Source organism: Paenibacillus sp. 01L418 (assembly GCF_056400045.1).
In genome coordinates this window covers 1-12003 of the sequence record NZ_JBFTSN010000177.1, presented here as the reverse complement: position 1 = coordinate 12003, position 12003 = coordinate 1, and the positions used below count along the sequence as shown (strand labels likewise).

The window sequence follows — 12003 nt, the reverse complement described above, 5'->3', positions numbered from 1 at the left end:
CGCTAAATCTGCTCCCGATTTATTCAAAACCAGCTCAAGCTCCTTCGTCTTATGGAAAAACGATTGCTCCACGTAGGGATCAACTGGCATGACAACGATTGTTTCATTCAAGCTTACGCCTTGCACCGAATATAAATAGGTTGCTGCGAGCGCGATAGCAGGGAAGGTATCCCTTCTTTCCGGCTCGACGATCACTTCAATCTCGCTTCCGAGCTGGCTGTGAATCATATCTACCTGCGGCTTGCTTGTTGCGATGTAAGCATGCTCGCGTAAACCCGCCTTCGTGATTTGTCCCCATACGCGCTGAACCATCGATTCACGCTCGCCGCTCTCGTCTTTTAGCACCTTCAAAAACTGCTTGGATCTCGATTCGTTCGACAACGGCCACAGCCGCTTGCCCGAGCCTCCGGATAGAAGAACAATCTTCATGTTGATTCCTCCTAATCGTTTTTATGATACGGTGATTCGATTCGCACTTACTCTCTTCGATATGCCAAGATCATTATGCTTCGTTCTTCACCACCAGCTGCGCTGACTTGATCCCGCTGGTCCATGTATTGTAGTAATTCGAGTTTTTGCCATATGAGTTATCGAGCAGCGTATTAGGCTTGTCCATCAAGCAGGATAATATATGCCCGTGCAGCCTAGAGGTTTGCACGATGCGATAGCCGCTGAAGCGCTTGACCGCTTTGTCTACGAGATAGTCGGAGTACTTGCCCCATATCGCCTGCATCGGCAGAGGGACACCGCTTTTTGTCATCATTTGCCCGATCATCTTAATTGATTTTTTCTCGACGCGATTGTATAGGGAAGCCCAGTCCAAATAATCGCCTCTCCCTGCCAGTTCAAAGCTCGCCTGCTCGCTTGTCTTCTCGATGTCGGTACGGAAGAAGCAGAGCAGCTCCTTGCCGGGGCTGCTTTTGGGCAAAATCGGCCACAGCTGATGTGCCATATCCGGCGATAAGTATACGCAGCATTTATCAAATTTTTGAGCTGCTATCCCATAGGACAGCGTATCCCGTACAAAAAGATGAACATCCTTATGCGCGTTAAAAATACGCGCCGTGCGATCATACTCCGCTTCCTTCTCGAAGAAAATCGTCTGCGGCAGCAGTACAATTCGGTGATTAGGATAATCCTTTACGATTTTCTCCCGCAGCTTCTGATGAACCGGGTACAAATCACCAAAGTTGCCTCCGCCTTGAAGCACGATAATTTGATCATTCGGAATGGTCAGCTTGTCTGGAAAATCAAGAACGCTATAACGCGCAGCCACKCGGATATGATTGTCTTTAAAAAACGCCTCTGCACCCTTCATAATGAGCAAATCGCCGCCATTGTTGTAAACGGGATAATCGATATAATAAATGCTTGAACCCGGTGGTATCACCTTCGTAATTCGGAGAAGCATCTTTTTGAGCCCCTCCATCGGATGTACCTGTGCTTCAACTTGCATATCAACGCGCTCCTTTACGTTGTTTTTTGTCTTTCAAACGCTCAATTAAAAAACGGAAATCATTTTTATCAAACAACATCCCTGATAGCTTTACTTGGAAAATAATTCTCATCGAGGCCAACGTCACTACTAAACGAATGACTGCACCGATTAATAAAGCAAGTGCAATTCCATTTAGCCCATACAAGGGTGTAAACAGAAAAAACAATCCGATGGTTGCCGCTAAGGCAATAAGCTGGCGGACAAGCACCAGCCCTGGACGGCCCATCGCATTAAACGAGGATGCCAAGATCCATGAGCCCCCGCCGAGAATGCATTCGAACGACAGCAGATAGAAGGCCCCGCTTGCTTCAAGGAACGGCGCTCCGAACAGGATGCCCATCAGATAACGCCCGATGAACATGCTCGGGATGACGACAATCGTCATCAGCAGCATCGATAACCGAAAAGCCCTGCCTACCGTTGCGATGATGGCTGACTTCTCCATGCCGGTAACCTTCGGGAACACAACGTTCGTAATCGCCATCTGTACGACATTGAATACGCGGGACAGCGCATAAACGACCGTATACAACCCCAGTTCTCTAGCTGTCAGCATCGATAGAATGACAAGCTTGTCAAACTGTGTGTAAAGCGTGCCGAGAAGCTCCACTCCGAACACTTTGCTGCCATAGCCAAATAACGCTTTCGCTGCCAGCCGATTGCCGAGTCCCTTCAACCAGTTCATCTGAAGCGTTTCTCTTAAACTATAGAGTGACCATGAAACGACAAGCACGCTGGTTACGAGAAATACAAGCGAAGCATTATGCAGGCTTAAATCACCAATCGCCCATAACCCCAAGAGCCCAACCAGATTGCACAGCGGAACCAATAAGCGCACACCGTTATAAATGTTAAACTTGCCAGTACTTTGCGCCAGCGCAGATATTAAATTGATAGCGAGCAGAATCGGCAACATGAGTACCGTATACCATCTCGTAATTTGAATGATGTCAGCAGGATAGTTGCCAAGCCATACCGGCAGCCATACCCACGCGACCACGCCAATGATGATGCTGACCGGAATTTGAAATAGAAAACCCGCTCTAACAAAATCGCTGCCGCTGCCTTTGTTTTGCTTCATATTATAAATAAGAGAGGTCGGCAGGCCGAAGCCAACAAGACCCGCGAGAAGCGTTGGCCAAAACAAAATGGCTGAAAATTCGCCCTTGCCAACAACACCGAACATACGCGCCGTCACGATGGACGTCAGCGTGCTGATAACCATGACTAGCAGGTTCGTTGCACTCGTGCGCATAATCGTTTGAACGAGGCCGTTGCCTCTCCACGCTTTTGAAATAGCAAGCTGTGCCATAGCTTTCCGTCAACCCCTACCGTTATAGCGCAGAATGCCGACTAATGACCCGTTGCGATAACATATTTTCACGACTTGACTGATGAATTTCTTAAAATGAAAAATCGACAGCAAGGATGTTCCGATTGCCTGAATCATTCGGATCACATGTTTTACGATAGCAAAGAGGCTTCGATCCTGCCGCTTAACCGCATCGCTCACGCCTTGCCAGAAGATCCGCTTCAAAAACCATTTTTTTGTCGTTCTCTCCTTGGCAATTTTGTGTTGAACGGATCCATATGGCGTATAAAATACTTTGTAGCTTTCACGAATTCGTGCGATAAGCTCACTTTCCTCACTTGAAAGCAGGTTTGTGCCTACCCGCCCAAGATCCTCTCGGAACGGCTTATATTTATGAAAGACGCTTGCCCGAAACGCAACGTTTGCGCCATATGGAATGGACGGTGCAGGCATTTCCTTCACAACGTTTGCATAATCAAGAATCGTGAATACCGAGCGATGCTCCTCTGGAATCCAGTCCGGCTCAGCCGCTTCCCAGATCGGATCAATTTTGCCGCCTACACAGCCAATCGCCGGATCGCTTTCGAATACGTTCACAATATGCTGCACCCAGTCCCGCGAAGCCAACGCATCATCATCCAAAAATAAAATGAATTCACCGTTTGCTTCCTTAATCGCTCGATTGCGGGCTACCGACAAACCAAGCTTGTTCTCAAAAATATACCGAATGCTTGGACCATACCGATATGCAAGCTTGCCTACCACTTCAGCCGTATTGTCTGTTGATCTGTTGTCGATTACAACAATCTCGATTTGTTCCCGCTCAAAGCTTTGAGCGATTACGCTCTCTATTGCCTCTCCCGTATCCTTCGCCCGGTTATGGGTGCAGATGGCCACCGTTACCTTCATCCTTTATCCCCATCCTTGGTAAACATTTTTTATCCTCTGTGCGATCGCGCTCCAGTCGAGCTCCTTAAGCACTTCTTCGTACTTAGGCGTCTTATGCTCTCTCTTCACATTTAACGCGGCTTTCATTGCATTTTCGAGACCGTTATAATCGCTTGGGTTGTAGCTCACGACCATATCCTCCATAAAATACTCATCGATAAAATCATTGTCAGGCATGACGATCAGCTTCCTGAACGAGAGGCCAAGTATCGCAGAGCCGGAGGTCGTAATTTCCTTGTACGGCATCACCATCACATCAACGGCGCTAATCAAGTCAGCCACTGCTTCATTTGGAATGAAGCGCAGGTCCAAAATAATGTTTTCCTTATCCTCTACCCGCTTCAAATAGGATTCCATTTGCTTGTCCGCTTTGCCCGCAATGATCAGATAGGTATTTCGAGTTTTGAACGCATTAAACGCTTCAATTAAATCCTCGACACCCTTATACGCTTTGATTGCCCCTAAAAACAAATAAACATCAGCTTCTTCGCTGATGCCATAAGACGCTCTGAAGTTGAAGCCTGCAGGCTTATACACGCCAAGATAATGACCATGCTTTACAACAAAAAGCTTGTTAGCCGGCACTCCGAATTCCATCATAACCTTACGTTTGATCGACTCCGAAGCAATCAGCAGCTTGCTGCAAAATTTGCAAATGATCGTTCGCATGTAACGCTCCAGCCGCTTAAACTTAACCTGATGCGGATACAGGTTATGAATCGTCCAAACCAGCTGCACTTTTCGCAACTTCAAATAAATCATCGTCATTATAAATATGATCGATTTCACCATGAACAACAGCAGATTATCATTCTGATAGGCATGATGCATCCAGTGAATATGGACGATGTCGCCAGCTTTCGCTTGCCCGACCTGAAGCGCTAGCTTGCCATGCTGCAAATCCTTCACTTCCATGCCTGCACTGCTGAGTGAATCGGTCAATAAATCATTGTAAAAGTTCAATTCGCTTGATTTTGGCCACATCCATACTTTCATCGCCGTACGCTCCCTTTAGTTATATCTGCGAACCCATTCCTTCGTAATCTGGAGCTCGCGAATAATCTTTGCGGGTGCACCGCCTGCCAGCACATTATCCGGAATATCCCGCGTTACGATGCTGCCTGCAGCTATGACTGAACCGCTGCCAATCGTTACGCCAGGCAAAATAACAGCTCCGCGTCCAATCCACACATTGTCCGAAATGACGATGTCCTTGCTGCCAGCTCGGTCTTCCATATCTACGGGGTGGAAGTTCGTATCGATAATGTTCACCATCGGACCGATAATCGTGTTGCTGCCAATTCGGATCGACTTCGTGCAGCCAATGTCGAGGCCATAATTAAAAAACACATTATCCCCTACCCAAAGCTCCGCCTGCTTCTCTACGGTAACCGAAGAAGGCAGCGGCTTCGCATGGAAGGAAACATTTTTCCCAACGATGAACCGCCCTTTGTTTCGCAAGGCCAGCTTTCCGGAAATACGGCCAAGCCTGCCAACTGAACTCGCCTTGATTGGCAGTATGGCAGCCCCTTTTAATACAGCCATGAGCTTGCCGAAGCTTAATCGATTATATACGGTGCTCATCTGACCATCCCGCCTGCCGCTTCCGATTTTAAGTTTGGCGCAAGCAGCTCACGATATGTCGACTCCACCTTCTTCGCAATGGAGCTCATATTAAAGTCGCTCATTACGCTTGCATAACCTTGGCTTGATAGTTCCTCATAATCAACTTCCCCATCGTAGACGCTTCTCATCGTCTGATACAGCTCTTCCACATCGCCGTCCTTCACGATGAAGCCGCCTCTCGTATGATGGATAATTTCTGGCGCTCCGCCCGAATCTGCAACGATAACTGGCGTTTCAACGAGCATCGATTCAATAATGACTCTGCCAAACGGTTCGTTAAGGGAGAAGTTTATCGTTAAATCACATTCCTTCATCACATCTAGCGGTTTTTTGCTGTAGCCATAGAAGACCACATGATGCTCCAAGCCGTAGGTCAGCACCTTTTGGATCATGTCATTGTAATAGTCATCCGATCCGTCAACGGATGCATCGCCCACGATGAGCAGCTTCCAATTGTTCCGATTGCTGTCGCTCAGTTTCTTCACTGCCTCGATCATGAGATGGTATCTTTTCCATTCCACAATCCGGCCGAACGTGCCGATGACGAGTGTATCATCCTCCATAAAGGCTCTGCTCTTTCTCGTCAAAGCAAGCTCTGGATCAACACCGTTATAAATGATCGTCTTGTTGCTGCCCTGAATCGAATTGGCTACAAAATGCGAAATGCATATTACCTGATCAAAAAATTTAGGCAGCACTTGGTTGAACATACGCAAATGGGTATAGTCGCGATGATGCCAGATCAGCTTTGACTTCGTCATAAACTTTAGCGGAGCTGTGTACCAAGGTGCGCGCCAGCCGTTGGCATGAACGATGTCGATGCGATTTTTACGAACAAAGGACTGAATCTTAAGCACCGTTTCGATATAACCTAAGCCTAGTTTTTTCTTAATGCTGCCCAGCTGCAGCGGAAAATGAACATAATCCGATCTAATTTCATTTAGATACGCCGCATCGCGAGGGCTTAACAAGAAAATCCGATATTTTGACGTGTCCAAATAATTGATGAGATGGATCAGGCTTTGCTCAGCGCCGCCCTTCTTATCCGCGTGGGTAACAAACAACACATTCGTTTTACTTCGACTCATATTAGAGCACCTGCTTTACTGGATAACTGACGTCCAAGGATTGCATATAGGTTTTCAATACTTCTTTGTGATTGTAATGGGTGCGCAAGAAGCTTTGCGATGACTCCAGCAATGATTTTGCCCTGTGCGGATCATCGAATAACTGCTTGATTTTCCCATAAAATTGCTCCGGCCGATCAGCGACCATGATATGCTCGTTATCTACAAGTCCTGTTCCCTCGTAGCCGATGGAGGTGGAAATAACCGGCAAGCCGTTCTGAATCGCTTCAATCGTCTTCAGCTTGACGCCCGCTCCGTTCTGCATCGGGTTAACGAATAAATAGCCGCTTCGGTATATTTCATCCAAACTCTTTGGCGTATCATGTACAATGACATTCTTTAGGTTGTAGCTCTCGAGCCAGCTGAGGCTCTGTTTTCTGCTGTTCCCTGCTATTATGAACTTATAGTCCGGCTCCTTCAGCATCAGCGGGTGGATATGCTCCAGATACCACTGAATTGCTTCTCGGTTGTTCGGCATAAATAGGGAACCAATGAACACGACATGCTTACTGCGAAAATCACTAGCTTCGAAGTTGACCTTCGTAACCGGAGGCGGAAGGAACAAGCTTTTTGCAGCAGGATGCTGTTTGCGGAAGCTTTCAAATTCCTTGCTCGATATAAACAAGTATTTATCCACCTTCTCCAGCATTTTTTTTTGCAAAATCGTGAATTTGCGGCTCTCCATGTGGTAATACATTTTGTGAACGACGTTTTTGGTGCTATTGGCTAGCGCCTTGAAATAGACCGCTTCATCGTTATGCACCCGCAGGATAACCGTATCATGCTTGATCTTTGGATTTTGCAAAACCGGATACACATAGTCGCCTTCAAGAAGTACATAATCGTAATCTCCTGCCAGCTCTACATTACTTAACTCGCTGCGCGACTGCACCTGCATCGGAATAACATGCAGCAGATCAGCCAGCTTGCTTCTTCGATCACATAACGTGATCTCTTCCACGTAATTATATACTGTGTCCATATCTTCCTTAGATGGCATCTGCTTGCCGCAAACGAGCAAGTGGATCTTCCAGCCAAGCTCCGCGAGCACCTTGATTCTCCCCCATGTGTCTACCCTTCCGCCATGATCGGCGGGATAGGGAAAATCACTGCACACCACAAGCATCTTCATTTGGATACCCCCGACCTTTTTGGTTGATCTATATCGTTTTTGCCTAAATAAAGGCTAATAAAAGCAAATAGCAGCCATATCTCATATTTAATCTCCAAGGAAACAAGAAGCATTGAAAATAAGATAAAAACTAAAGCAAGAAATAATATAGAGCTGGATTTCACTTTGACGATCAGGTTTTTGGCAAGCAGATAAAAGAACACAACTGCGAAGAGCCCGCCAAACATAATCCATTGGAAAAAGCCCGATTTGACGCCTAAGTTTTTGTCCGAGCCCGAATATTGCAACAGCTCCCCCGCATTAATTTGGCTGATGCCAAATGTATTGTAATAGAAATGGGACATCATGCTGATCGAATCATTCACATACTTATCGAAATACATGAGATATGCTCCTGTGCCAACCCCGAGCGGATTGTGAAACACCGTAATCAGCGCGATGATGATCGTTCCCATACGCGTGTAGGAAGATGTGTAGTTTTCGATGTCATTACTGAACGAGCTGACCAGCCCCGCAGAAAAATTAGTGATGAACATATACATGGCCAGAACGACTGAGATGAGCAAAACAAAATTTTTCTTTTTTCGAAAATCCAAAAACTTAATCATCGTCACGACTAACGTGAACAAGCTGATAATCATAAACCCTTTGGAGCCTGTAATAAATAAGTAAAACAGAAAAAAACCTGAAGCATAAACGATCGTTAGCGTCTTGCCGAAGCTGTTCAAATACTTTGTCAGATATACCAAAATGGATGCATATACGACCACGATGGAGCCCGTCGTGCTGCTCTCCGAGGTCAACATCCGAACCCTCCAATAAGGGCTGCTCCCTGCATGCAAATACGTGAAGGCGTTCGGCATACTCATAAGCTCCAAGATCATAATGACCGTCAGCAGCGTAACGATTGCAAGGAAGCAACCATACAGCGTCTTAAAGCTTGTAATTTTGGAAAAAACGAGCTGCATATGCCTGATATAAAGCAGGATGAGCACAAAATAAATAAGTACCTTTATCGCTTTGCCAAGCAGACTCTCTGATCCGAAGCTGTAGCTGCCTTGAATGAATTGAATTAGCAAATAGGCAATGCTGATAAAGCACAAATATAAAATAAATCCGAATATATACTTCTGCAGCATGCTGCCATGCATCACCCGCTTATGCTTCGCCAGCAGCCCAATTTCGCATAACACAAACAGCGGAACCAGCAAAATAATGGGTGACCTGCCAATCTCGCCGATTATATTGACTAACGGGAAATCCTGGTAGACGGTCAGCACCAGCAAGAAGCATAAATAAATCGCCAAAAAGATTTGCTGCTTCTCTTCTTTTTTGGCTAATTTAGCTTTAATCACTAGATTGCTTTGCAAGATTTGGCTCATCTTCTCTCCATCCCCGTAAATCTAGACGTATTTTTTGACGGCGGAGGATAACGGTTTGCTTGATTTCTGCAAGGCTTCCTCGTAAAGCCGCTCGATTTGGTCGTTCATTTTATCCGAATGGAATTTCTCTTGGAAAATGTCCCATCCCGCTAAGCCAAGCGCTCTCAGCTTCGGCTTGTCCAGCTCATGAATGATGTCTGCCAGCTCCTGCTTATTATCGAAGTCGAATACATACCCGTTAACGCCATCGCTAATAATTTCCGGCAGCGCACCTCGATTGCTCGCAATAACCGGTTTCTTATTCCGCAGCGCTTCAATGGCGACGATGCCAAAGCCTTCCCAGCGTGATGGAATAATGACCGCATCACAGGATTGCATATAACGATCGATCTGAGAATTATCCACCCAGCCGATCTTAATTGTGTTCTCAGGAAACTTGTATTCAACTTCCTTCAGCACCGTATCGCCAACCAAATATAGGCGAACGTTTGTAAACTGATGCTTGTTGAACACCTCAAGCAGTAGATCAAACCCCTTCTGCCGATCGAAGCGTCCTACATAAAGTAGATGAATCATGTCAGGATCAGTCTCGAAAGGCGGGGTGCTTACTTCCGACGTATCCGAAACGCCGTTATAAACGACTACCGACTTGGCTGCTGGCAGTCCATAATGCATGGCCTTCTCATATTCATGCCTCGAAATATTGATAATGAAATCAGTCCGAAGTGCGAGCGTCTTCTCAACTAAGGCGAATATCCGCTGCTTCCACGGCTTTATATCCATCAGAAAAGCCCAGCCATGCGCATTATAGATGACGATCGGGCGCTTGCTCTTGAAAAAAAACAACGTCCGCAGGAAAACACCTGCGAACGTTCCGTGTACATGTACAATATCAGGCTTGAAGTCCTTTACCTTACGATGAATAGCTTTCATGGCTTTCACAAAATAAGCCGGCTTCCTCTTGTAAGGGTACAAGCACAATCGATCTTGGCTAATTTGAAGCGACTCAGGGCTCGAATTCTGCTCAGAAGCCATAAGAAAAATATCATGTCTGCTCGCTTGGTAGCTCAGCACCTCGTTCAAGTGCGTCTCGATACCGCCCTTCGTAAACTCCGAAATATGCAGGATTCTTGCCATTTTTATCAACTCCTTAAGTTTTGCGTAGCAAAACTGACTTCGTAAGCATTAGCTTAGTTTTGCGTAGCAAAACTGACTTCGTAAGCATTAGCATAGTTTTGCGAAGCAAAACAACTTCGAAAGCTTTCACACTCTAAAAAGCATCCTGAGAGCCGACTAACGTTTTCACCGTTCTCAGCATAATTTTGAAATCGAACCAAATGCATCGCTTCTGAATATAAGTTAGGTCAAGCTCAACCATTTGCTTAAAGCATAGATTGTTTCTGCCGCTTACCTGCCAAAGTCCCGTGCAGCCTGGCGTTACGGACAAGCGCTGCTTGTCGTACTCCGTATATTCCGCTACCTCCCTTGAAAGAGGCGGCCTTGGACCAACCAAGGACATTTCGCCCCTCAGCACGTTCAGCAGCTGAGGCAGCTCATCGATGCTCGTTTTGCGAATGATTTTACCGATCTTTGTAATGCGCGGATCATCCTTCATCTTGAACATTGCACCGCTAATTTCGTTCTTATCCAGCAGATCCTTCAGCTTGTCCTCGGCACCCGTCAGCATCGAGCGAAATTTGTACATGCGAAACGGCTTCTCATCCTTGCCGATCCTTGTTTGATAGAAGAAGACAGAACCTTTAGGGTCCTCCCACTTAATAAGGATAGCGATGATGATAAACAGCGGGCTTAACAGGATTAAACCGACTAGCGAACCAACAATGTCAATCGTGCGTTTGATAATCGAATACATGCTTACCGTTTGCTGAGCGCTGCGCCTATTCGAATAGTAATCAGAAACGCCGATTACCGCTTCATCCTGATATTGTGGAGGTGTCATCTTCTATCACTCCTTCCAGCTAATAACTGCTTGCTAAGCTCCCGTTCCATTAATTCCTCAAGCTCAGTCATCAACTGATACTTAATTTCATTATTTCTTAAGGCAAAGTCAAGCGTCGTCATAATGAAGCCTAGCTTCTCTCCGACATCATAACGAATGCCTTGGAAATCAAAGGCGTAAACGCCTTTTTCTACGTTAAGCTTTTGAATCGCATCGGTAAGCTGAATTTCGCCTCCAGCTCCGCGCTCATGGCGTCCTAAATATTCAAATATATCGGGAGTGAGCACATAACGGCCCATGATGGCTAAATTAGAAGGCGCTTGTCCTTGCGGCGGCTTCTCTACAAAACGATTGACCTCATAAAGATTGTCTACCCGCTGTCCTGGGTCAACGATACCGTAACGATGCGTCTGATCAACGCCAACCGTCTGTACGCCAATAACCGAGCGGCCGGTTTTCTCATATTGCTCAATAAGCTGCCTAGTGCAAGGGACTTCTGCTTCTACAATGTCATCCCCAAGAAGCACTGCAAACGGCTCGTCCCCAATGAAGTTGCGAGCGCACCATACCGCATGCCCAAGCCCCTTCGCTTCTTTTTGCCTTATGTAGTGAAGATTCACATTTGATGATTTTCTTACCTTTTCCAATATATCCAGCTTGCCTTTTTCTTCTAATATATGCTCAAGCTCAAATGCGATATCGAAGTGATCTTCAATCGCCCGCTTTCCTTTACCCGTTACGACGATGATATCCTCAACGCCTGATTCAATGGCTTCCTCTACAATGTATTGAATGGTCGGTTTATCGACGATCGGAAGCATTTCTTTTGGCATCGCTTTGGTTGCCGGTAAAAACCGTGTTCCAAGTCCTGCGGCGGGGATAATGGCTTTTCTCACTTTTTTCATTTGATTTCACCCTATCCTATTATTTTTTTTGATTGTTAAGGGGCATCTAACCCCTCCTCACGTCACACCCTTGACGATTAACGTCTAAGGTCGGCTGACCCACAGCATGACCG

The 12003-nt window shown here is 46.2% G+C and carries 12 protein-coding genes; all 12 read right to left on the bottom strand.

Going from position 1 to position 12003, the window contains the following annotated elements:
* On the bottom strand, positions 1-429 hold a 429-nt coding region (locus AC1DSE_RS19815; protein ID WP_477528072.1), incomplete at its 3' end, for a sugar phosphate nucleotidyltransferase.
* Between the two features lie 73 nt (positions 430-502).
* Positions 503-1456 (bottom strand): polysaccharide pyruvyl transferase family protein, encoded by a 954-nt coding sequence (locus tag AC1DSE_RS19810; protein WP_076269091.1) that lies wholly within the window; start codon positions 1454-1456, stop codon positions 503-505.
* Between the two features lies 1 nt (position 1457).
* Positions 1458-2810 (bottom strand): lipopolysaccharide biosynthesis protein, encoded by a 1353-nt coding sequence (locus tag AC1DSE_RS19805; RefSeq protein WP_339204772.1) that lies wholly within the window; start codon positions 2808-2810, stop codon positions 1458-1460.
* A gap of 9 nt (positions 2811-2819) precedes the next feature.
* The gene (locus tag AC1DSE_RS19800) at positions 2820-3719 is read right to left on the bottom strand and encodes a glycosyltransferase (RefSeq protein WP_441884894.1); all 900 of its coding nucleotides are present in this window, start codon (positions 3717-3719) and stop codon (positions 2820-2822) included.
* Positions 3720-3722: 3 nt separating this feature from the next.
* A complete protein-coding gene (locus AC1DSE_RS19795) occupies positions 3723-4754 on the bottom strand; it encodes a glycosyltransferase family 4 protein (protein WP_477510693.1) in 1032 nt (343 codons plus the stop codon).
* Between the two features lie 15 nt (positions 4755-4769).
* Positions 4770-5342, bottom strand: coding sequence for a DapH/DapD/GlmU-related protein (locus tag AC1DSE_RS19790; protein WP_477510694.1), 573 nt, complete (start codon positions 5340-5342; stop codon positions 4770-4772).
* Positions 5339-6472, bottom strand: a complete 1134-nt coding sequence (locus tag AC1DSE_RS19785; protein WP_477510695.1) for a glycosyltransferase — start codon at positions 6470-6472, stop codon at positions 5339-5341. The genes AC1DSE_RS19790 and AC1DSE_RS19785 overlap by 4 nt, the downstream gene beginning before the upstream one ends.
* A gap of 1 nt (position 6473) precedes the next feature.
* A complete protein-coding gene (locus tag AC1DSE_RS19780) occupies positions 6474-7643 on the bottom strand; it encodes a glycosyltransferase family 4 protein (RefSeq protein ID WP_477510696.1) in 1170 nt (389 codons plus the stop codon).
* Positions 7640-9025: a hypothetical protein gene (locus AC1DSE_RS19775; protein WP_441884904.1), complete on the bottom strand. Its 1386-nt coding sequence runs from the start codon at positions 9023-9025 to the stop codon at positions 7640-7642. The genes AC1DSE_RS19780 and AC1DSE_RS19775 overlap by 4 nt, the downstream gene beginning before the upstream one ends.
* Before the next feature lie 21 nt (positions 9026-9046).
* Positions 9047-10162, bottom strand: coding sequence for a glycosyltransferase family 4 protein (locus tag AC1DSE_RS19770; protein WP_477510697.1), 1116 nt, complete (start codon positions 10160-10162; stop codon positions 9047-9049).
* A gap of 133 nt (positions 10163-10295) precedes the next feature.
* Complete coding sequence (locus AC1DSE_RS19765; RefSeq protein ID WP_076269100.1) at positions 10296-10985, bottom strand: sugar transferase; 690 nt, start codon at positions 10983-10985, stop codon at positions 10296-10298.
* On the bottom strand, positions 10982-11890 hold the full coding sequence (galU, locus tag AC1DSE_RS19760; RefSeq protein WP_076269101.1) for a UTP--glucose-1-phosphate uridylyltransferase GalU: 909 nt from the start codon (positions 11888-11890) through the stop codon (positions 10982-10984). The genes AC1DSE_RS19765 and galU overlap by 4 nt, the downstream gene beginning before the upstream one ends.
* Between the last annotated feature and the right edge of the window lie 113 nt (positions 11891-12003).

Bases quoted from the DNA above. Each gene is read 5' to 3' on its own strand.
- AC1DSE_RS19790 (WP_477510694.1), bottom strand. From the start codon at position 5,342: ATGAGCACCGTATATAATCGATTAAGCTTCGGCAAGCTCATGGCTGTA.
- AC1DSE_RS19795 (WP_477510693.1), bottom strand. From the start codon at position 4,754: ATGAAAGTATGGATGTGGCCAAAATCAAGCGAATTGAACTTTTACAAT.
- AC1DSE_RS19785 (WP_477510695.1), bottom strand. From the start codon at position 6,472: ATGAGTCGAAGTAAAACGAATGTGTTGTTTGTTACCCACGCGGATAAG.
- AC1DSE_RS19765 (WP_076269100.1), bottom strand. From the start codon at position 10,985: ATGACACCTCCACAATATCAGGATGAAGCGGTAATCGGCGTTTCTGAT.
- AC1DSE_RS19780 (WP_477510696.1), bottom strand. From the start codon at position 7,643: ATGAAGATGCTTGTGGTGTGCAGTGATTTTCCCTATCCCGCCGATCAT.
- AC1DSE_RS19800 (WP_441884894.1), bottom strand. From the start codon at position 3,719: ATGAAGGTAACGGTGGCCATCTGCACCCATAACCGGGCGAAGGATACG.
- AC1DSE_RS19805 (WP_339204772.1), bottom strand. From the start codon at position 2,810: ATGGCACAGCTTGCTATTTCAAAAGCGTGGAGAGGCAACGGCCTCGTT.
- AC1DSE_RS19775 (WP_441884904.1), bottom strand. From the start codon at position 9,025: ATGAGCCAAATCTTGCAAAGCAATCTAGTGATTAAAGCTAAATTAGCC.
- galU (WP_076269101.1), bottom strand. From the start codon at position 11,890: ATGAAAAAAGTGAGAAAAGCCATTATCCCCGCCGCAGGACTTGGAACA.
- AC1DSE_RS19770 (WP_477510697.1), bottom strand. From the start codon at position 10,162: ATGGCAAGAATCCTGCATATTTCGGAGTTTACGAAGGGCGGTATCGAG.